Origin of the sequence: Streptomyces sp. Ag82_O1-12, assembly GCF_900182715.1 — a bacterium.
GTDB lineage: Bacteria > Actinomycetota > Actinomycetes > Streptomycetales > Streptomycetaceae > Streptomyces > Streptomyces massasporeus.
In genome coordinates this window covers 6,415,247-6,435,695 of the sequence record NZ_FXUW01000001.1, presented here as the reverse complement: position 1 = coordinate 6,435,695, position 20,449 = coordinate 6,415,247, and the positions used below count along the sequence as shown (strand labels likewise).

The 20,449-nt window shown below is 70.1% G+C and carries 15 protein-coding genes; 5 read left to right on the top strand and 10 right to left on the bottom strand.

All coding sequences use genetic code 11. The features are described 5' to 3' along the window. Window positions 1-461 precede the first annotated feature (461 nt). Window positions 462-2,327 carry a DUF4192 domain-containing protein gene (locus QOL88_RS29505; RefSeq protein ID WP_097221325.1) on the bottom strand — a complete coding sequence of 622 codons (1,866 nt, stop codon included), beginning with the start codon at window positions 2,325-2,327 and terminating at the stop codon, window positions 462-464. Between the two features lie 142 nt (window positions 2,328-2,469). On the opposite strand from QOL88_RS29505, the gene QOL88_RS29500 reads away from it, so the two are divergent. Both QOL88_RS29500 and QOL88_RS29495 read left to right on the top strand, forming a co-directional pair. Then, entirely contained in the window at window positions 2,470-4,635 is a 2,166-nt protein-coding gene (locus QOL88_RS29500; protein WP_097221324.1) for a RecQ family ATP-dependent DNA helicase, read from the top strand. A 310-nt stretch (window positions 4,636-4,945) separates the two neighbouring features. Next, the gene (locus QOL88_RS29495; protein WP_097221323.1) at window positions 4,946-5,557 is read left to right on the top strand and encodes a hypothetical protein; all 612 of its coding nucleotides are present in this window, start codon (window positions 4,946-4,948) and stop codon (window positions 5,555-5,557) included. 279 nt (window positions 5,558-5,836) lie between these two features. Here the strand turns inward: QOL88_RS29495 and QOL88_RS29490 are convergent, their stop codons facing one another. The 3 genes from QOL88_RS29490 to QOL88_RS29480 form a co-directional block, all read right to left on the bottom strand. Beyond that, the gene (locus QOL88_RS29490; protein WP_097221322.1) at window positions 5,837-6,466 is read right to left on the bottom strand and encodes a hypothetical protein; all 630 of its coding nucleotides are present in this window, start codon (window positions 6,464-6,466) and stop codon (window positions 5,837-5,839) included. 68 nt (window positions 6,467-6,534) lie between these two features. Then, window positions 6,535-7,236 carry a ribonuclease HII gene (rnhB, locus tag QOL88_RS29485; protein WP_097221321.1) on the bottom strand — a complete coding sequence of 234 codons (702 nt, stop codon included), beginning with the start codon at window positions 7,234-7,236 and terminating at the stop codon, window positions 6,535-6,537. Window positions 7,237-7,384: 148 nt separating this feature from the next. Beyond that, window positions 7,385-8,005: a TetR/AcrR family transcriptional regulator gene (locus QOL88_RS29480; protein WP_097221320.1), complete on the bottom strand. Its 621-nt coding sequence runs from the start codon at window positions 8,003-8,005 to the stop codon at window positions 7,385-7,387. 187 nt (window positions 8,006-8,192) lie between these two features. Between QOL88_RS29480 and QOL88_RS29475 the strand changes: the two genes are divergently transcribed. Further along, on the top strand, window positions 8,193-9,740 hold the full coding sequence (locus tag QOL88_RS29475) for an MFS transporter (RefSeq protein WP_097221319.1): 1,548 nt from the start codon (window positions 8,193-8,195) through the stop codon (window positions 9,738-9,740). A 356-nt stretch (window positions 9,741-10,096) separates the two neighbouring features. On the opposite strand, the gene QOL88_RS29470 is transcribed toward QOL88_RS29475, so the two are convergent. From QOL88_RS29470 to QOL88_RS29460, 3 genes are all read right to left on the bottom strand, one after another. Then, window positions 10,097-11,002, bottom strand: coding sequence for an ADP-ribosylglycohydrolase family protein (locus QOL88_RS29470; RefSeq protein WP_097221318.1), 906 nt, complete (start codon window positions 11,000-11,002; stop codon window positions 10,097-10,099). A gap of 12 nt (window positions 11,003-11,014) precedes the next feature. After that, window positions 11,015-11,674, bottom strand: a complete 660-nt coding sequence (locus QOL88_RS29465) for a histidine phosphatase family protein (RefSeq protein ID WP_097221317.1) — start codon at window positions 11,672-11,674, stop codon at window positions 11,015-11,017. A gap of 193 nt (window positions 11,675-11,867) precedes the next feature. Then, the gene (locus tag QOL88_RS29460; RefSeq protein WP_097221316.1) at window positions 11,868-12,473 is read right to left on the bottom strand and encodes a YdbC family protein; all 606 of its coding nucleotides are present in this window, start codon (window positions 12,471-12,473) and stop codon (window positions 11,868-11,870) included. 154 nt (window positions 12,474-12,627) lie between these two features. Here QOL88_RS29460 and QOL88_RS29455 point away from each other — a divergent pair, with 154 nt between their 5' ends. Continuing rightward, window positions 12,628-13,161 (top strand): TerD family protein, encoded by a 534-nt coding sequence (locus QOL88_RS29455; RefSeq protein ID WP_097221315.1) that lies wholly within the window; start codon window positions 12,628-12,630, stop codon window positions 13,159-13,161. Between the two features lie 83 nt (window positions 13,162-13,244). Here QOL88_RS29455 and QOL88_RS29450 read toward each other — a convergent pair whose 3' ends face one another. After that, window positions 13,245-16,136, bottom strand: a complete 2,892-nt coding sequence (locus QOL88_RS29450) for a vitamin B12-dependent ribonucleotide reductase (RefSeq protein WP_097221314.1) — start codon at window positions 16,134-16,136, stop codon at window positions 13,245-13,247. Window positions 16,137-16,300: 164 nt separating this feature from the next. Then, window positions 16,301-16,861: a transcriptional regulator NrdR gene (gene nrdR, locus QOL88_RS29445; RefSeq protein WP_097221313.1), complete on the bottom strand. Its 561-nt coding sequence runs from the start codon at window positions 16,859-16,861 to the stop codon at window positions 16,301-16,303. Between the two features lie 621 nt (window positions 16,862-17,482). Here nrdR and lexA point away from each other — a divergent pair. Continuing rightward, window positions 17,483-18,262, top strand: coding sequence for a transcriptional repressor LexA (lexA, locus tag QOL88_RS29440; RefSeq protein ID WP_031108030.1), 780 nt, complete (start codon window positions 17,483-17,485; stop codon window positions 18,260-18,262). A 169-nt stretch (window positions 18,263-18,431) separates the two neighbouring features. Here lexA and QOL88_RS29435 read toward each other — a convergent pair whose 3' ends face one another. Next, on the bottom strand, window positions 18,432-20,423 hold the full coding sequence (locus tag QOL88_RS29435) for an ATP-dependent DNA helicase (RefSeq protein ID WP_283445910.1): 1,992 nt from the start codon (window positions 20,421-20,423) through the stop codon (window positions 18,432-18,434). Window positions 20,424-20,449: the final 26 nt, after the last annotated feature.

The following is a 20,449-nucleotide window of genomic DNA, read 5'->3' as shown; positions in this document are numbered from 1 at the left end:
GGCCGTCCATCGGAGAGACGATCGGCCCGGGCCCGGTGACGACGGCGAGCGCGAGTCGGGGCCGGTGGGGGCAGGGGCGCTTGACGTACTGCCGGGGAACCTCGGTCCGTAACCGTCGAGCCGTGCCGCTGGTCGCGGAGGGAAATCCTGCTCTTCCCCCGCCCCCGGTACTCCGGCCCCGGGCGGGCCCAGACCCGAACCGAGGCGTGGCGGGGACCCACCCTGGGGGCGACGGTCATCGGGGGCAGCGGGCGGAGTCGGCTGTTGCATGGGGAGGCTTCCTCTGCGCTCAGTGCGCCTCGATCGTGTTCGGCGCCGGGGCCGGAGGGCTCCGGCGGAGCGGGGGCAGTGCGGCGTCACGGCCTGTCCAGCCGCTCCGCCACTCAGGTGAACGGTGGGGGCGTCCTCCGAGTCACGCCCGTCGCCCGTCGCCTTGCGCGTCGAGGTCGCCCGGCGGTGGCTCACTCCTGGTCGCCCCCGCCGTGACCGGGCGGTACGGCTTCCGGGCCCGTGTCCCGGCAGGGCATGGCCATCTTCTTGGACGGACGCGCACGCGTACCGGTCGTTCGCACGTTGCCGGACCGCGTAGAGCTCGCCGTTGTGGCACGGCCCGGGCGAGGACCGGTTTCGGTGGCACCGGCAAGGCGCGTGCCGTCCGCCGGCGTGCGCCGCCGGGGAGCCCGAGCTCCCCTGTCACGGTCTTCCACGCCAGTACGTCCGGAGGCTGCGCCGGTGGTGCCGGCAGGACGGGAACGGCGGCGACGACGGGACGGCACCGCTGCCGGCGACGGCACTTCGGACGACCCGATCTCGGGCGTCACCACTGATGGTGAGGGCTTGCCGGAGGCCACGGAATCGGGCGTCACCGCTGCCGGCGAGGACTTGCCGAGAACTCCGGAATCGGGCAGTGGCGCCCCTGCGGGTGAGGGATTAGCGCATGGCCCGGAGTCGGACGGCGGCGCTGCCGGTGAAGGCCTGTCGTGTGGCTCGGTCTCGGACGCCGAGGTCGTCCCGCGGGCGGCGGGCTCGTCCCCGGCCGCCCGCGGCTCCACGAGGTCCGCCACCACGCGCCCACGGTCTTCGCGCTCCGACCGCAGGCAGCTTCGGATCGACTCCGGGTCGAGACCTTCATTGCAGGCCTGGTGCAGAAGGCGTGCGAAGAGGTAGTCGGGATCGGCGCCCAGGGCCATGGCCAGGGCTTCTCGGGCCTCCAGTTCGTCGCCGGTGGACCACGCGACCCAGCCGGCCAGGGTGAGCGGCGCGGCGGCATGTTCGCCGTAGGGCCCGACGCAGCGGCGAGCCAGCGTCCTCCAGAGGCGAAGGGCGTGTCCGGCCTCGTCGCCCTCCATCCACTCGGCAGCGCGGTCGCGGGTCGCTCGGTCCTGGAGGCCGAGGATCAGCCGGGCGGCCTCGTCGTGTCCGAGCAGTTCGTCGTCGCGGAGATCAGCCAGGAGCGTGCCGGAGGCGGGCTGTGCCTCGGCGAGGCGGTCCAGGATCCTCCCGGCCAGTTCCAGCGTCTCGTCGGCCACGGTGACGCGGCCCGTGTCGTCCAGAATCTTCGGCACCAGGGCCATGCTGGCGGCGTCCAGGGCGGCCTCCTGCTCGAGTGCCGCGGCGCTCTCCCAGGGGAGCAGCCGGGCCCGCAGCTCCCGCAGCGTGCCGCGAACCTGGATGCCGGCGTAGGTGGCCGCCGCGGCCAGTACGGAGGTGCCGGGCAGGCCCATGGGGGCTCCCTCAGGGGAGCAGCATGCCGGGTTGTCGCAGCAGTAGGACCAGTAGCGGCCCTCCGAGATGCACAGCGCCTCGACCACCACCACGTCCAGGGAACCGCACTCGACACGCAGCCTCTGGGCCAGAGGCCTCAGCCGCTCCATCACCTGCCGGCCGGTCTGTCCCTTCTCCGGTTCCTGGCACAGGAAGGCGACCATCGCCTCGGGCCGGGCCCCTCGGCGCTCGCTGCCCGTCACGAGGCCATGGGACAGCTGCCGGGCTGCGGACGGCCAGTCGTCCGCGTTCGCGGGGATACCGAGCCGGGCCCGGCCGCCGAACCGCCCGCGTCCGTCCCTGTCGTGCAGTGCGACCAGGACGATGCTGTCCTCGGGGCGGTATCCGAGCAGGTACGGCAGGGCGTCTGCCAGTTCGGCCGGGGTGCGCAGGGTGACCTGGTGCTCGTCGCCGTGACTGCCGTACGCGGGGCTGGAGGCGCGCGGCCCGGACGGGTTGCTCCCCTTCCTCACCTCGTCGCCGTTCCTGTGCCCGCCCTGCGCCGCGGGCCGGGTGATGTCGCCGTTCTCGGAGGATCCGGTCGTTTCGCTGTGGTTCGTCATGCGAAGACGATCTCGCGGAAGGCAATCCTCCGCTTGAGCCTGTGGATAAGTCCGATCAGGGACACGTCACCCCAAAGCCACTGCGTCCACAGGTTCCGGTGCGCGGCTCCGGATGTCAGCGCCGTCCTGTTGTATGGAACGCATGGAGCACACGAGCAACGCGGAACTCCGGGCGGCGGCCGATGCGGTCCTCGCCCGTCTCGTCGGGGACGTCTCGGGGGAGGCCAGGCTGCGCGAGGACCAGTGGCGGGCGATCGAGGCGCTGGTCGCCGACAGACGACGTGCCCTGGTCGTCCAGCGCACGGGTTGGGGCAAGTCCGCGGTGTACTTCGTGGCGACCTCGCTGCTGCGGGCGCGGGGCAGCGGCCCGACGGTGATCGTGTCGCCGCTCCTCGCGCTCATGCGGAACCAGGTCGAGGCGGCTGCTCGGGCGGGCATCCACGCCCGGACCATCAACTCCTCCAACACCGAGGAGTGGGACGCCGTTCAGGACGAGATCGCCGCGGGCCAGGTGGACGTTCTCCTGGTGAGTCCTGAGCGGCTCAACAACCCGGACTTCCGGGACCAGGTGCTGCCCCGACTCGCGGCCGCCACCGGGCTCCTCGTGGTGGACGAGGCCCACTGCATCTCCGACTGGGGACACGACTTCCGGCCGGACTACCGCCGGCTGCGCACGATGCTCGCCGATCTCCCTCCTGGCGTGCCCGTGCTCGCGACCACCGCCACGGCCAACGCGCGCGTGACGGCCGACGTCGCGGAACAGCTCGGCACCGGCGGCAGCTCGGATGCCCTCGTGCTGCGCGGTCCGCTGGACCGGGACAGCCTGAGCCTGAGCGTGCTGCGGCTGTCGGACGCCGCACACCGGATGGCCTGGCTCGCCGAACACCTCGACGAACTGCCGGGGTCCGGAATCATTTACACCCTCACCGTGGCGGCCGCCGAAGAGGTCACCGCCTTCCTCCGGCAGCGGGGGCACACGGTCGCGTCGTACACGGGCAAGACGGAGAACGCCGACCGCCAGCAGGCCGAGGAGGATCTGCTCGGCAACAAGGTGAAGGCCCTGGTCGCCACCTCGGCGCTCGGCATGGGCTTCGACAAGCCCGACCTGGGTTTCGTGGTCCACCTGGGCTCGCCCTCCTCCCCCATCGCCTACTACCAGCAGGTGGGCCGCGCCGGGCGCGGTGTGGAGCATGCCGAGGTGCTCCTGCTCCCGGGCAGGGAGGACGAAGCGATCTGGAAGTACTTCGCGTCGCTCGCCTTCCCCTCCGAAGACCTGGTGCGCCGCACGCTCGACATCCTCGGGCACGCGGAAAAGCCCCTGTCGCTACCCGCCCTGGAGCCTTTGGTGGAGCTGCGCCGCTCCCGCCTGGAGACCATGCTCAAGGTCCTCGACGTGGACGGGGCGGTCAAGCGGGTCAAGGGCGGCTGGATCGGGACCGGGCAGCCGTGGACGTACGACGCCGAGCGGTACGCATGGGTGGCACGTCAGCGCGAGGCCGAGCAGCAGGCCATGCGCGCGTACGCGTCGGCGACCGACTGCCGTATGGAGTTCCTGCAGCGCCAGCTGGACGACGATGCTGCCAAACCATGCGGACGCTGCGACAACTGCGCCGGTCCGCGCTTCGCCGCCGACACGTCCGAGGAGGCGCTCGACGCCGCGCGCGTGGACCTGGGCCGGGCGGGTGTCGAGGTGGAGCCCCGACGGATGTGGCCCACCGGGCTGCCGGCGATCGGAGTGGACCTCAAGGGACGCATCCCGGCCGGCGAACAGGCCGCGTCGGGACGCGCGCTGGGGCGCCTGTCGGACATCGGATGGGGCAACCGGCTGCGGCCCCTGCTCGCGCCCCAGGCACCCGACGGGCCCGTGCCCGACGACGTGGCCAAGGCCGTGGTGGATGTGCTGGCCGACTGGGCCAGGGGTCCCGGCGGCTGGGTCCCGGGCGCTCCGGAGAGCGGGCCGCGCCCGGCCGGTGTCGTCACCGTCGCCTCGCGCACGCGTCCGCAGCTGATCAACTCCCTTGGGGCGCGCATCGCAGAGGTCGGCCGGCTGCCGTTGCTGGGCGCCGTCGAGTACACCGGCGACGGGTTCCCGGGCTCTCGCAGCAACAGCGCCCAGCGGCTGAAGGCGCTCGACGGGGCTCTGGCCGTGCCGCCCGCCCTCGCGTCCGCCCTCGCTGAAGCCCAGGGCCCGGTCCTCCTGGTGGACGACTACACGGAGACCGGCTGGACTCTCGCGGTCGCGGCCCGCATGCTCCGACGCTCCGGCGCTCAGGGGGTGTTGCCGCTGGTGCTGGCTGTGCAGGGCTGACGTCGACGGGGACGGCGGGCGGCCGCCCCGGCACGCCTCTGGACGCCGCACACCCCCATGACGTACGAACGTGTCGTGCTCGAACGCCCCATGGGTGGTCCGGCGACACACACGGTGGGGATATTAGCCGCGCATCATCTGATAACGGTCGGCTGCCTCAATTGCTCGTTGCCGCATTCAAGTTCGACAGGAAGAATTGAAGTCCGCTCCCGCACGGCTCGCCGGCCGCTCCGGTAGGGCTTTGCTGCGGTGCGCGCTCCCAGGAATCCGACCCCGCCCGCAGTGTGGGCGCGTAGCCGAAGGGAGGACCGTGACCTTCGGATTCGCTCCGGCCTCGGCAGCGGCGTCGATGTCCGCCGCTTCCGCCAACCGCCTTCTCGAACCCGCGGAATGGGCCGCCGCCGGGATCCCACTCCTGCGCAATCCCCGTGAGATCGTCAGCGGACTGCACGCCCGGCACCACCCGCAGCCGGCGACGGCTGTCGTCGCCGTGCTCGACCCGGACGAGCGGCTGCGGGCGAGCGCCTCGTTCGTGCGCCGTGCGGCCCCCGCCGACGGCTGGATGTTCCGCAACGCGCTGCTCGCACAGCTGCGCCGGGTCATCCCTCACGATCTGCGCCGCCGCACACCGGTGCGCACCGCGGTATTGCTCTACTGCCGTGAGGGCGACGCGCGTTGGACGGAGGAGGACGGCGCGTGGATGTGGGGGCTACGCGACGCGTGCACCCTGCACGGGCTGCGCTGCGGGGCGTACATCACGCTGACCCGTGACGGGTGGCAGGTCCTGGGCGAGGGCCGCGGCGGACGCCGCCCTCACTCGGCGTCCGCACCGGAGCCGTTCGCCGCGTCGGAGGCACCGCCACCCATACCGCGCACCGGCGGCGCCTCCGAAGTACTGCGCCGCGCAGCGGCGGCACGCTGAGTCCCGGACAGACCGTTCCAAACGATCCGGGACCGCACTTCTCACACGCCACACCACGACTCCGACGACGGGCCGGAAGAGGCCGTCCTTCCCCTGCACTGGACGTGCCGCGAGCACGGCGGTCCGCCACGGCCGCAGGAGTGCTTCCCGGGTCGGGCCGGGGCACCACGCGGGCACGGTCCCCCGCCCTTCGGGCATGGTGAACAACCTGCCGGGCGGCGCCGCGACAGCGGCGCCTGAAGGCACCCCCAGCGCCCTGCCGGGCGTTGCGGCACAGGCTCAGACACCCGCGCCCAGCACCGAGTTGATCCGCTGCGGGTCACCGCAGACGATCAGCAGTGCACCGGCCCGGGAGTGAGCCAGGGAGAGGGCGCGCACGGCAGCGTCCTCGGGACCGCCGTTGACGGCGACCACGGTCACCGGACGCGACGCGGCGCGGGCCGCGATGGTGACATCCGTGTAGAAGACGTCGTCACCGGCGTCGTGCTGGGCCCAGTAGGAGGCTTCGCCGAAGGACAGCTCGTGGGCGGCCCACGGGTGCTGCTCCCCGGTCGTGATCACCAGGATGTCGCCGGGGGCACGACCGGAGTCCAGCAGCATGTCCACGGCTTCTTCGGCGGCGTCGAGCGCCCCCTCCACGGAAGCCGGGATCAGCTGGATCTGCGGGGTGACCGGAGCGGCGGCACCGTCGGCGGGACCCGACGGAGCGGGCTTGGTGGCCACATCGCGCGGAGTCCGTTGCGCGGGCGGCGCCGGCCGGAGAGGGCCGGGACGACCGGGACGCGACGAAGCCGCGGGACGGGGGCCGGGTACGGGACGGGGGGTCGGCGCGGTACGGCTGCTGGCCGGAGTGGCGCGGGGACCCTGGGCACTCTCGTGAATCTGAGGCTCCTCGGGAATGAGAGGCATGAGTTGATATTTATCAAACGTTGGTACGGCCCGCGTCGGCGGGTGGCGCATGTGCGCGAACGAAACGGTCAGAAATCGAAGCCGAGTTGCCCCTCGATCTCCGGAACACTTCCGTCCGCCCAGCTGCGGACCTTCTTGAGGTGCCGCCACTGGGGCAGCGCATCAAGATACGCCCACGACAACCGGTGGTAGGGGGTGGGGCCCCGCTCCGCCAGTGCGGCCTTGTGCACGGGTGATGGATACCCGGCGTTGTCCGCAAAACCGAAGTCTGCATGGTCGATACCCAGTTCGGCCATCATTTTGTCGCGCTGGACCTTGGCGATCACCGAGGCCGCCGCGACCGCCACGCACGACTGGTCACCCTTGATCACCGTGCGGACCCGCCAGGGCGCACCGAGGTAGTCGTGCTTGCCGTCGAGGATGACCGCCTCGGGACGCACGGGCAGTGCGTCCAGCGCACGCCCCGCAGCGAGCCGCAGCGCGGCCGTCATCCCCAGAGCGTCTATCTCCTCCGGGGAGGCATGACCCAGTGCGTACGACGTCACCCAGGTCCGCAGTTCCTCGGCAAGGGTGGTGCGTCGCTTGATGGTGAGCAGCTTCGAGTCCGTGAGCCCCTCGGGCGGACGGCGCAGCCCGGTGATCGCCGCGCAGACGGTGACGGGACCGGCCCACGCGCCGCGGCCCACCTCGTCGACACCTGCAACGATCTTCGCTCCGGTCGTGGCTCGAAGGGAGCGCTCGACGGTGTGAGTAGGCGGTTCGTACGGCATGGCGCCCCTAGATTACGCCGCCGGGAACTGTCCGCGACACCCCGGTCCGCCACAGCGACCTCGTCGCCCTCGATGCCCCCCGTCGAGCATCGTCGGTCGCCGCGCGGGCCGTCGCTCGACTCGAGCACAAGACTCCTCGCGGGCAGTGTCAAACACCGTGCGGCCGCAGCAGCGGAACCATCAACTGGTCGATCATCTCCTCGACTTCACTGTCCCGCCATTCGCAGCCGCACATCTTGGAGCGGTACATCATCATGGCCGGCATGGCGTCGAACACATAGCTGTTGGCCGCCTCGGGGCGCACCTCGCCGCGCTTGATCCCCCGGTCGACGACTTGCCGCAGCATCTTCATGGTGGGCTCCACGACCCCGTCGAAGATCACGCCATGGAAGCGTTCGGCTTGCGACGTGTCGCATTCGTGAATCACCGAGCGAAGCGCGAAACCCGGGCGGGAGAACATCGCGTCACGGGCCAGCAGACACAGCGCCAAGAGGTCCTCGCGGACACTCCCTTCATCCGGAGCGGCGTCGAACTGCGGCAGCCCGGCACGCAGGGCGTCGGCGACAAGATCCTCCTTGGACGGCCAACGCCGGTAGACCGCGGCCTTGCCGGTCTGGGCGCCGGCGGCGACACCCTCCATCGTCAGGCCGTTCCAGCCGACGGTGCTGAGTTGATCGAGGGCGGCGTCGAGGATCGCACGTTCGAGGACCGCGCCGCGGCGGCGGGCGGCAGTCTGAGCGGGGGCATCCGCCCAGCTGGGGGTAACCATCTGACTCTCTCCAACGAGCAGAGGAAGCGGAAATTGCGGGGATGGGAGACGCGCCGGACGGCCACACAGGGGGACGTACCGACCGACGACGCCTTAAGTGAACGCTTGCGTTCACTGTCGGGGACTCACTACCGTTGACGCGGCAGTGAACGCCAGCGTTCACTAAAGCACTCGTGGGGGACCCATAGTGACAACCTCTCCATTGCTCCAAGATCAGAAGCCAGGCGCGGCACGCCGACAAGGACGCCCCGGCATAGCGCTCACCGTCATCGCGGCCTGCCAACTCATGGTGGTGCTCGACGCGACGATTGTGAACATCGCACTCCCGCACATTCAAGAAGCGCTCGAGTTCAGCACCACCGACCTCACCTGGGTCGTCAGCTCCTACACCCTCACCTTCGGCGGCCTGCTGCTCCTCGGCGGCCGCGCCGGTGACATCCTCGGACGGCGCCGGGTCTTCATGACCGGCATCCTCCTGTTCACCCTGGCCTCGCTGCTCGGCGGGCTGGCCCAGGAACCCTGGCAGTTGCTGGCCGCCCGGGTCTTGCAGGGCGTGGGGGGCGCAATCGCCTCGCCCACCTCGCTGGCGCTCATCACCACCACGTTCCCCGAGGGACCGGAGCGCAACCGGGCCTTCGGTGTCTTCGCCGCGGTCTCCGCGGGCGGTGGTGCCATCGGCCTGCTCGCCGGCGGCATGCTCACCGAGTGGCTCGACTGGCGCTGGGTGCTCTTCGTGAACGTGCCGATCGGCGTACTGATAGCCGTGCTCACCCCGCTCTACATCAGCGAGTCCGAACGGCACTCGGCCCGCTTCGACATCGTGGGCGCCGTGACCTCGACCGCCGGCATGGCGTCCCTCGTCTACGGCTTCATCCGCGCTGCGGACGAGGGATGGAAGGACCGCCTCACCATCGGATCCTTCGCCGCCGCCGTTCTGCTGCTGCTCGCCTTCGGGGTCATCGAGTCCCGGGCCAAGGAGCCGATCACCCCGTTGCGGATGTTCGCCGACCGCAACCGCTCGGGCACGTACGTGATCATGCTGAGCCTGGCGGCGGCGATGTTCGGCATGTTCTTCTACATCGTGCTGTTCGTGCAGAACGTGCTCGGCTACAGCCCGATCCAGGCGGGGCTCGCCTTCCTGCCCGTGACGGTCGTGATCGCGCTCGGCGCCGGTCTGTCGCAGCGGTTCCTGCCGGTGCTGGGCCCCAAGCCCTTCATGCTCGTGGGCTCCGCGCTCGCGATGACCGGGCTGGCCTGGCAGGCACTCATCAGCTCCGACAGCTCGTACGTCGGTGGTGTCCTCGGCCCGATGCTGGTGTTCGGCTTCGGCATGGGGCTGAACTTCGTGACGCTGACGCTCACCGCCGTCTCCGGTGTCGCACCGCACGAGGCGGGCGCGGCCTCCGGGCTGCTCAACACGACACAGCAGGTGGGCGGATCGCTGGGCCTGTCCATCCTCACGACCGTCTTCGGCACGGCGACGAAGAACGAGGCCGAGAAGCAGCTTCCGCAGTTCATGGCCGAGGGGACCGCGGGGCAGAAGGCGGAGTTCGCCAGGACCCACCAGCTGCCCGCGCCCTGGGGGCACGAGGTGTTGGCCCACGGCATCTCGACAGCGTTCATCCCTGCTGCCGCGATGGCCGTCCTCGCCCTGGCCACAGCCTGGTTGGTGATCCGGGTCCGCAAGAGCGACCTGGAGGCCCTCTCCGGTTCTGCCGGACCGGGACTCGGCTGACGCAGGAGCACCACGAACCGGCACCGGCGCCTCGCCGGCGGGAGCAGCGCAGGCCCGTCGGCGGCTGCCGGGCCGGTTCATGCTCGGCTGCGGCGGGGCGGGGAGCTGGCGAGGGAGGGACGGCGAGACCGTCGGCACGACCACCCTCGAGCGACCCGCACGACGCGCGACAAGGCCGCACCAGCGGATCAGAACAGCAAGCAGCACCTCCATGACCACCCCCTCTCCACGAACACGGACATCCGGCGTGAGCACGCCCCGACGGCTGACACAGCGGATGCCGGAACAACGGACGGCCGATCACGGAGAGTTCCCAGGATGTACGGAGAGTTTCCGAACGGGGCGCGAGTCCTGCGTCAGGCCGACGTGGGCACCCAGTCCGGGAACGGCTCCGTCCGCTCGACCCATTCGGCGGGCGGCGCCCCCGCCTTCCCCGAGGCGATGACGCCGCCGACGATGGCGCACGTGGTGTCGACGTCCCCGCCGACCTGGGCGGTCGTCCAGAACGCCCGCTCGTAGTCGCCGAGGCTCCTCGCAGCCGACCAGAGGGCGAAGGGAACGGTGTCGTGGGCGGTCGTCCGCCGCCCGCACCCCAGTACCGCCGCGACCGTGCCCGGGTCGCCGTAGTCGAGCATGTCCCGCGCCCTGCGGAGTCCCGCGCCCACGGCGCTCTTCGGTACCAGGTCGATGACCCCGTCGAGGAGGGCTTCGGCTCCGGGCGGCCCCTCTGGGGCGGCGGCGAACGCGGCTGCCGCGGCGACGGCCATGGCCCCGACGACGGCCTCACGGTGCTGGTGGGTGGGGTAGGCCGAGATCTCCGCCTGGTGGGTCGCCTGCTCCGGATCGTCCGCGTACCAGGCCCCCAGCGGAGCGATCCGCATCGCCGCGCCGTTGCCCCAGGACCCCTGCCCCTTGAAGAGCGCGGCGGCCAGTTCCCGCCAGTCGCCGCCCTCCCGGACGAGCCGCAGCAGACGGTTGACCACGGGACCGTAGCCCCGGTCGAAGTCGTGGTGCTCGGCGAAGGAGTGCGCCAGGGCGTCCTGGTCGATGCGATGGTGGGCGGCCAGGACGGCGACGACCGAGCCGGCCATCTCCGTGTCGTCCGTCCACTGCCAGGGTCCGGAGGGCACCTCGCGGCGCTTCAGCAGGGGGTAGTTCACCGGCACGAAGTACTGGGAGCCGAGGGCGTCTCCGACGGACAGTCCGCGCAGGCAGGCCAGGGCGCGCTCCAGGCGCACGTCGGGGGAGGTATCAGCGGTCATCGCCCTGCCACTCTATCCGGTGATCCCGTACGGCTCGGGATCCCGCCAACGGTCGAAGGGCCGGTCGAGGGTGTACTTGCCGTCGTCCCCCAGAACGAGCATCCGCATCTCGCCGTTCCCCGGGTTCGACAGCGACTCGAACTCCGCGACCGTCCAGTGGAACCACCGCATGCAGAACAGCCGCATCGCGAGGCCATGGGTGACGATGAGGACGTTCGGCGGGTGGTCGGGGTCCTCGAAGCTGCGGAACAGGCTCTCCAGGAAGCCGCCGACCCGGTCGTAGACGTCGGCGCCGGATTCACCCTGGGCGAATCGGTAGAAGAAGTGGCCGTACGCGTCCCGGTAGGCCTTCTGAAGGCGGACCTCGTCCCGGTCCTGCCAGTTGCCCCAGTCCTGCTCACGCAGCCGGGGCTCCTCGCGCACCCGTATGAGTCCGGGGTCGAGGTGGAACGCGCGCAGGGTCTCGTGCGTACGCCGGTAGGGGGAGACGTACACGCTGACATGCTCGTCGCCGAACCGCTCGCGCAGCTGCTCTCCCGTCGCCTCCGCCTGCCGCCGACCGCGCTCGGTCAGCGCGAGGGCGTGGTCGGGTTCACGCTCGTAGACGGAGTCATCAACATTGCCCGTTGATTCGCCGTGCCGGACAAGGACGATGCGCCGTGGTCGTGCCATGCCAAGACCCTAGATCGGGTGAGGTCCGGTGGAGCACTCCCCCCGCACCCATACGGTGTAGGTCACACGATTCATGCACCACAGGTCACACGGGTCGCACGCTTGTACGGACAGAATGACTCCGTCCGTGCCCGCTCGGTGACACAGGGACCCGTGTCGCAGCATCCGGAGAAGCGGTCGAGACCGCTCGGAATCAGACCGTCCAGCTCGATTCCATGTCCACGACGTCTCCGGTGAGCGCCGCCACGTCCGCCTCCGTCTGAGCCCTCAGGGCGAGCCGCTCCACACGTTCCGTGCGGTACTTGCCGTGCTCGGCGGCCGAGCGCCACATCGACAGCACCATGAACTCGTTCCCGGGCGCCTCGCCGAACAGCCCGCGCACCATGCCGGGCGAGCCGGCCATCGCCGGGTTCCAGACCTTTTCCTGCATCAGCACGAAGTGCTCGGCCCTCTCCTTGTGGATGCGGCAGAGCGCCACGCGGAGCAGGTCGGCGTCCGTGAAGCGGGGTTCGAATCCGGTCTTCACGTCGAAGCGGTGGTCGAAGAGTCTGACCTGTGCGTCCTTGAAGGTGCCCGCCTGGGTCGACGCGAGCCGGTCGTGGGACCGTGCCATGAAGGAGTCGTAGAAGGCGCGGCTCTCCCAGAACGCGAAGATGTGCGCCACACCCGGCCGCCCCCGGCTCCAGCCACCCCCCTGCCCGCGAAACCCCGGCTCCCCCAGAAGCCCCGCCCACTTCCGCTGCCCCCGCTCGAAACCGCGGCGGTCCACCACGGTGCAGCGAATCCACTTGACCAGCACCGCGCCATGGTAAGGCCAGGAAGCGTGGCGTCGGTCACTCTCGGCTGGACCGCACCTCCACGCCCGCACCCCCTCGCGTGGCAGGATGGACAAACAGTCATGTGCGCCCGGCAGTTGGGGCCGACGGACAGGTCGTACGGGGAAGGGGACTCTGGTGGACGGGCTCAACAAGGGGCTTCGCAAGGTCGAGATCGCTGTGCGGTGGGATCCCAGCCCGGCGGGGCAGCCGTCCACCGATCTGGACCTGGTCGCGGCGACCTACACGGCGGACGACCCGCACGGTGACGCCGCGTACCTGGTGCACTTCGACAGCCGCTCCCCCGACGGCACCATCACGCTCGACCGGGACAGCAAGGACGGTCAGGGCTTCGGCTACGACGAAGTCATGACGCTGGAGCTCAACCGGCTCGACGTCCGCTACGCGCGCGTGGTGGTGGGTGTCGTCATTCAGCAGCGCCCGGCGGAGCGCACCTTCGTCAGCGTGCGCAACCCCGGACTGCGTATCCGCGAGGGGTACACCGTCCTGGCGGAGGGCGACTTCGGTGACGTCCTGGGAGCGACGGCGGCGACGGTCGCGGAGTTCGTGCGGGACGGCTCCGGCCCGTGGGAGTTGCGCTCCGGACTCCGTGGTTTCGAGGGCGACCCGGTGGACTTCACCAGGACGATGGGCGCGGCGCACCGGCCCTGACCTGGTCGCGGACGAGGCACGCACGACGAGAGGGGCACCGCCCGCAGGCGGTGCCCCTCCGTCATCGAATCAGGCGTTCGGCGTCAGCTGCAGCCGCTGGTCGAGCCGCAGCCCTCGCAGATGTAGCAGGAACCGGCGCGCTGCATCTTCGTACCGCAGGAGAAGCACAGCGGGGCGTCCGCCTGGATGCCCAGCTGCATCTCCACCAGTTCGGCGCTGGTGTGCGCCTGCTGCGGGGCGGGCTTGACCGCCTCCTCGGCCTTCGGAGCGGCAACGGCCTTTAGCTCCTGGGCGCGCGGGGCCGACTGGGCCAGCCCCTCCACGTCGACCTCGTCGTCGGACGGCTCGTACGACCCGGTCTCGAGGTGACGCTGGCGCTCCTCGGCGGAGTGGATGCCGAGCGCGGAGCGCGTCTCGAAGGGCAGGAAGTCAAGCGCCAGACGGCGGAAGATGTAGTCGACGATCGACTGCGCCATCCGCACGTCCGGGTCGTCCGTCATGCCGGCCGGCTCGAAGCGCATGTTGGTGAACTTCGAGACGTACGTCTCCAGCGGCACGCCGTACTGGAGACCCACGGAGACTGCGATGGAGAAGGCGTCCATCATGCCCGCGAGGGTCGAACCCTGCTTGGACATCTTGAGGAAGACCTCACCGAGACCGTCGTCCGGGTACGAGTTGGCGGTCATGTAGCCCTCGGCACCGCCGACGGTGAAGGACGTGGTGATGCCGGGACGTCCCTTCGGCAGGCGCTTGCGGACCGGGCGGTACTCGACGACCTTCTCGACCGCGGTGCGGATGGTCTCCTCGGTCTTCTCGGTGATCTCCGCCTTCTCCTTCTCCTTGGTCTTGGCGGAGAGGGGCTGGCCGACCTTGCAGTTGTCGCGGTAGATCGCGAGCGCCTTGACGCCCAGCTTCCAGGCCTCGAAGTAGATCTCCTCGACCTCCTCGACGGTCGCCGTCTCCGGCATGTTGACCGTCTTGGAGATGGCGCCGGAGATCCACGGCTGGATAGCGGCCATCATGCGGACGTGGCCCATCGGGGAGATGGCCCGCTCGCCCATGGCGCAGTCGAACACCTCGTAGTGCTCGGGCTTGAGACTGGGGGCGTCGATCACGTTGCCGTTGTCGGCGATGTGGGCGACGATCGCCTCGATCTGCTCTTCCAGGTAGCCCAGGCGGCGCAGGGCCTGCGGGACGGTCCCGTTGACGATCTGCATCGAGCCGCCGCCGACCAGCTTCTTGAACTTGACCAGCGCGAGGTCGGGCTCGACACCGGTGGTGTCGCAGGACATCGCCAGACCGATGGTGCCGGTCGGGGCGAGGACGGACGCCTGAGAGTTACGGAAACCGTTCTTCTCACCGATGCGCAGCACGTCTCCCCATGCCTCGCTGGCGGCGGCCCACACCGGGGTGTCCAGGTCGTCCATGCGGACGGCCGTGTCGTTGGCGTCCGAGTGCTGCTTCATGACGCGCTTGTGGGCGTCGGCGTTGCGGGCGTAGCCGTCGTACGGGCCGACGACCGAGGCGAGTTCGGCGGAGCGCCGGTACGCCGTGCCCGTCATCAGGGAGGTGATGGCGCCGGCGAGGGAGCGGCCGCCGTCGGAGTCGTAGGCGTGACCGGTGGCCATCAGCAGGGCGCCGAGGTTGGCGTAGCCGATGCCGAGCTGGCGGAACGCGCGCGTGTTCTCGCCGATCTTCTGGGTCGGGAAGTCCGCGAAGCAGATCGAGATGTCCATCGCGGTGATGACCAGCTCGACGACCTTCTGGAAGCGCTCGGCCTCGAAGGACTGGTTGCCCTTGCCGTCGTCCTTGAGGAACTTCATCAGGTTCAGCGAGGCCAGGTTGCAGGACGTGTTGTCCAGGTGCATGTACTCGCTGCACGGGTTCGACGCGGTGATCCGGCCGGACTCGGGGCAGGTGTGCCAGGTGTTGATGGTGTCGTCGTACTGGATGCCGGGGTCGGCGCAGGCCCAGGCGGCCTCGGCGATCTTGCGGAAGAGCGACTTGGCGTCGACCTCCTCGATGACCTCACCGGTCATCCGGCCACGCAGCCCGAACTGGCCGCCCTGCTCGACCGCCTTCATGAACTCGTCGTTGACACGGACCGAGTTGTTGGCGTTCTGGTACTGGACGGACGTGATGTCGTCGCCGCCCAGATCCATGTCGTAGCCCGCGTCGCGCAGGACGCGGATCTTCTCTTCTTCCTTGACCTTGGTCTCGATGAAGTCCTCGATGTCCGGGTGGTCCACATCGAGGACGACCATCTTGGCGGCGCGGCGGGTGGCGCCACCGGACTTGATCGTTCCTGCGGAGGCGTCGGCGCCGCGCATGAAGGAGACCGGGCCGGAGGCGTTGCCGCCGGAGGACAGCAGCTCCTTGGAGGAGCGGATCCGGGAGAGGTTCAGGCCGGCGCCGGAGCCGCCCTTGAAGATCATGCCCTCTTCCTTGTACCAGTCGAGGATCGACTCCATGGAGTCGTCGACGGACAGGATGAAGCAGGCGGAGACCTGCTGGGGCTGCTTGGTGCCGACGTTGAACCAGACGGGGCTGTTGAAGCTGAAGATCTGGTGCAGGAGGGCGTACGCCAGCTCGTGCTCGAAGATCTCGGCGTCGGCGGGCGAGGAGAAGTACTTGTGGTCCTCACCGGCCTTCCGGTACGTCTTCACGATGCGGTCGATCAGCTGCTTGAGGCTGGTCTCGCGCTGCGGGGTGCCCACGGCACCGCGGAAGTACTTGCTGGTGACGATGTTGACCGCGTTCACCGACCAGAAGTCGGGGAACTCGACGCCGCGCTGCTCGAAGTTGACCGAGCCGTCGCGCCAGTTGGTCATGACGACGTCACGACGCTCCCAGGCCACCTCGTCGTAGGGGTGAACCCCAGGAGTGGTGTGGATGCGCTCGACACGCAGGCCCTTGCTCGCCTTGGCGCTCTTGGCGCGGGAACTCCGTGCCGGACCGCTCGCCGTCTCTGTCATGCCGCCTCCCTGTACGGGCGAAAACGCCCTGAAGTGCCTCGTTGTTCCCGTGGCACGGTGTTCTGTCTGGTGTTGCGGGCACCCACTCACGTCGCCCGCAACAGGTCTTCACATCGCCGCCGCCCGGCCGGGCCCGGAGCTGCCTTCCGGGTCCGGCCCGCCGGTCAGTCGGCGGCGCCGGCGGGCTGGGGGACCTGTTCCGCCCCTCCGGACCCGCGGTCGTCTTCCTGGCCCCCCGCGGCCGTGTCCTCGCGGTCTTCGTCGTCCGCGCCGGGGTGTCCCGTCTGCGCCCTGAGTTCCTCGATGGCCGCCTCGAAGTCGTCGAGCGAGTCGAACGCCCGGTAGACGGAGGCGAATCGCAGGTAGGCGACGAGGTCGAGTTCCTGCAGCGGGCCGAGTATGGCCAGCCCCACGTCGTGGGTGGTCAGCTCGGCGCTTCCGGTGGCCCGCACCGCCTCCTCGACCCGCTGGCCGAGCTGGGCGAGCGCGTCCTCGGTGACGGGCCGCCCCTGGCACGCCTTGCGCACTCCATTGATGACCTTCGTACGACTGAAGGGCTCGGTGACTCCGGACCGCTTCACCACCATGAGCGAGCACGTCTCCACGGTCGTGAAACGACGGGAGCAGTCAGGGCACTGGCGGCGCCTGCGGATCGATGTGCCGTCGTCGGTCGTACGACTGTCGACGACACGGCTGTCGGGGTGCCTGCAGAAGGGGCAGTGCATGAACTCCCAACCCTCCTCACAGCAGACTCAATAGCCTCGCTGGACCTCTTGCGCCCCACGAAGCAGCCCCAAGCATAGGCGATGACCATGGGCCTCGAGACCCGGGGGACCACAACTTCTGGGCTGCTGATGCAATCCAACCACTAGATGTGGGGATTGGCACTTACATCGACGTCACTCCCGCGTGTCGCGCGCGGAGGCGCAGGTGGCGTACGACGGGCCAAACCCCACCGACCCCGCGCACCTGCCAAGGCCCCGCCGCGAACGGCCTTCCCGGGGACACGGACGGATCCGTTCCCGCACAGCCGTATCGCCGCGGCACATGCGGAGATACCGTGGGCGCCGCGAGGAGGGGACGTAGGACTCCCGCACAGATGAGGACTGGTCCCGGGGCAGGGGAATGCCGGATGGCAGACTGGGGCACCAGTGCACGAGTGATCACCCCGGCGGTGAAGAGTACAGCAATGGGCCCTTTTGCCCGCCAGGTGGCACGGCCGCCAATACACCCGGACACACGATCGCGTCTGATGATTCGCGATTTTTCACTCGAACGTGTGTTTGGCGCAACCTTTCGAAAGCAACTACCGTTGTCCAGCAGGGAGACCATCGAGAGGGGCCGACGTGACCACCACCGCAGACAGTGCCGCCATCGCTGCCCAGGACCGCTCCCAGGGCCGACTGGAGCCGGTGCATGCGATGAACGAAGCCACGAACCCTGAGGGGCACAAGCGCTCCCTGCCGGGCCGACCTCCCGGCATCCGGGCGGACAGCTCGGGACTCACCGATCGCCAGCGCCGCGTGATCGAGGTCATCAGGGACTCCGTGCAGCGACGGGGCTACCCGCCGTCCATGCGGGAGATCGGTCAGGCCGTCGGCCTCTCCAGCACCTCCTCCGTGGCACATCAGCTGATGGCCCTGGAGCGTAAGGGCTTCCTGCGCCGCGACCCACACCGCCCGCGCGCGTACGAGGTGCGGGGCTCCGACCAGGCCGCCTCGGTGCAGCCCACGGACACCGCGGGCAAGCCGGCCGCGTCGTACGTGCCGCTGGTCGGCCGGATCGCCGCCGGTGGCCCGATCCTCGCCGAGGAGTCCGTCGAGGACGTCTTCCCCCTCCCCCGCCAGCTGGTCGGGGACGGCGAGCTGTTCGTCCTGAAGGTCGTCGGTGACTCGATGATCGAGGCCGCGATCTGCGACGGCGACTGGGTCACGGTGCGCCGTCAGCCGGTCGCCGAGAACGGCGACATCGTGGCCGCGATGCTCGACGGCGAAGCCACCGTCAAGCGCTTCAAGCGCGAGGACGGCCATGTCTGGCTCCTGCCGCACAACGCGGCCTACGAGCCCATCCCCGGCGACGACGCGACCATCCTCGGCAAGGTGGTGGCCGTACTGCGACGCGTCTGACAGCGCGCACCGCGTCAGGTGGGCCCCACGGGCCCGCCCCCTGACCGGGCCCCGGGACCTCTGCGCCGGTTCCGGGGCCCTGCGCTGTCCGGGGGCAGGTCGGGGCCGCCTACTCGTGTGGCGAGGGCCGGCGGTTGGCCGGTGGCTGAGCCACCGGCCAACCCGCAGCTCATGCGTCGTCCGTCTGCCCGGCTGCCGCCTGCTGGGCAGACGCGTCGATCGCCGCCAGCGACTTCCGCACCTGGTTACGGTCCGTCGTGAACCAGAAATCGGGCAGTGACGCCTTCAGATAGCTCCCGTACCGGGCGGTCGCCAGACGCTGGTCGAGGACCGCGACCACACCCCGGTCCCCCGACGCCCGTACGAGCCGGCCGGCGCCCTGAGCCATGAGGAGCGCGGCGTGGGTGGCGGCGACCGCCATGAAGCCGTTGCCGCCCGCGTCCTCGACGGCCTTCTGCCGGGCGCTCATGAGGGGGTCGTCCGGGCGCGGGAACGGGATCTTGTCCATGACGACCAACTGGCAGCTGGGTCCCGGGACGTCCACACCCTGCCAGAGCGACAGCGTGCCGAAGAGGCAGGTCTTCGGGTCGGCCGCGAAGTTCTTGATGAGCTCGCCCAGCGTCTCCTCACCCTGGAGGAGGATCGGGTACTCGGGGATCCGGGACCGGAGCTCTTCGGCGGCCAGCTGGGCCCCCCGCATCGAGGAGAACAGGCCGAGGGTGCGGCCGCCCGCCGCCTGGATCAGCTCCGTGAGCTCGTCGAGCATGTCCGCACGGTCGCCGTCCCGCGCGGGACGGGCCAGGTGCTTGGCGACGTAGAGGATGCCCTGCTTGCGGTAGTCGAAGGGCGAGCCTACGTCGATGCCCTTCCACCTGGGGACGTCGTCGCCCTCGGTGCCTTCGGGGGACAGGCCCAGGGAGGCGCCCACGCCGTTGAAGTCGCCGCCCAGCTTCAGCGTGGCGGACGTCAGGACCACGGAACGGTCCGCGAAGAGCTTCTCCCGCAGCAGACCGGAGACGGACATCGGGGCGACGCGTAGGGAGGCACCGAAGCGGTCGTGGCGCTCGTACCAGACCACGTCCCACTCGGAGCCGTTCGTGATGCGCTCCGCCACGTCGTGCACGTTCTCCACGGAGGCCAGGGCCTGCTTGCGGACGGCGTCCTCGTCCTGGACGGACTTGTCGCGGGTCGCGCCGATCGCGGAGATGACCGTGCGGCACGCGTCGCGCAACGCCATGAGGGCGTAACCGAGGTCCTCGGGAATCTCCTCCAGACGGCCTGGCAGCGCCAGCTCCATCAGCCGCTCGAAACCCTCGGCTGCGGTCTGGAGCTGGTCCGCGGCCTTCTCGTTGACGAGTTTCGCGGCACGGCGCACCGCGCGGTTGACCTGGCCGGGGGTGAGCTCGCCGGTGGCGACTCCGGTGACCCGGGAGACGAGTTCGTGCGCCTCGTCGACGATCAGTACCTCATGCTGTGGGAGGACCGGGGCCCCCTCGATGGCGTCGATCGCGAGCAGCGCGTGGTTGGTGACGACGACCTCGGCGAGCTTGGCCCGCTCACGAGCCATCTCGGCGAAGCACTCGGCGCCGTACGCGCACTTCGAGGCGCCCAGGCACTCCCGCGACGACACCGACACCTGGGCCCAGGCACGGTCCGAGATACCGGGCGTGAGGTCGTCACGGTCACCGGTCTCGGTCTCGTCGGCCCAGTCGCGCACCCGGAGCAGGTCCTGGCCCAGCTTGCTCGTGGGCGCGGCGGCCTCGAACTGGTCGAAGAGGCCCTCTTCCTCGTCCTGCGGGACTCCCTCGTGCAGTCGGTGCATGCACAGGTAGTTCGACCGGCCCTTGAGCATCGCGAACTCCGGGCGGCGACGCAGCAGGGGGTGCAGTGAGTCGACCGTTCTCGGCAGGTCGCGCTCCACCAGCTGGCGCTGCAGGGCGAGGGTGGCGGTCGCGACGACCACTCGCTCCCCGTGCGCGAGCGCGGGCACCAGGTAGCCCAGCGACTTGCCGGTACCGGTGCCGGCCTGGACCAGCAGGTGGGAGCCGTCGTCGATCGCTTGCTCGACGGCTACGGCCATGGCCACCTGACCGGGGCGCTCCGTACCGCCGACGGCAGTGACGGCAGCATGCAGGAGTTCGGGGAGTGAGGGCTTCGTCATAGCGCGACCACCCTACGACCCCGCAC

What these genes read in the sequence shown, in the direction of transcription:
- QOL88_RS29505 (WP_097221325.1), bottom strand. Translation starts at nt 2,327, where the DNA reads ATGACGAACCACAGCGAAACGACCGGATCCTCCGAGAACGGCGACATC.
- QOL88_RS29500 (WP_097221324.1), top strand. Translation starts at nt 2,470, where the DNA reads ATGGAGCACACGAGCAACGCGGAACTCCGGGCGGCGGCCGATGCGGTC.
- QOL88_RS29490 (WP_097221322.1), bottom strand. Translation starts at nt 6,466, where the DNA reads ATGCCTCTCATTCCCGAGGAGCCTCAGATTCACGAGAGTGCCCAGGGT.
- rnhB (WP_097221321.1), bottom strand. Translation starts at nt 7,236, where the DNA reads ATGCCGTACGAACCGCCTACTCACACCGTCGAGCGCTCCCTTCGAGCC.
- QOL88_RS29480 (WP_097221320.1), bottom strand. Translation starts at nt 8,005, where the DNA reads ATGGTTACCCCCAGCTGGGCGGATGCCCCCGCTCAGACTGCCGCCCGC.
- QOL88_RS29470 (WP_097221318.1), bottom strand. Translation starts at nt 11,002, where the DNA reads ATGACCGCTGATACCTCCCCCGACGTGCGCCTGGAGCGCGCCCTGGCC.
- QOL88_RS29465 (WP_097221317.1), bottom strand. Translation starts at nt 11,674, where the DNA reads ATGGCACGACCACGGCGCATCGTCCTTGTCCGGCACGGCGAATCAACG.
- QOL88_RS29450 (WP_097221314.1), bottom strand. Translation starts at nt 16,136, where the DNA reads ATGACAGAGACGGCGAGCGGTCCGGCACGGAGTTCCCGCGCCAAGAGC.
- nrdR (WP_097221313.1), bottom strand. Translation starts at nt 16,861, where the DNA reads ATGCACTGCCCCTTCTGCAGGCACCCCGACAGCCGTGTCGTCGACAGT.
- QOL88_RS29435 (WP_283445910.1), bottom strand. Translation starts at nt 20,423, where the DNA reads ATGACGAAGCCCTCACTCCCCGAACTCCTGCATGCTGCCGTCACTGCC.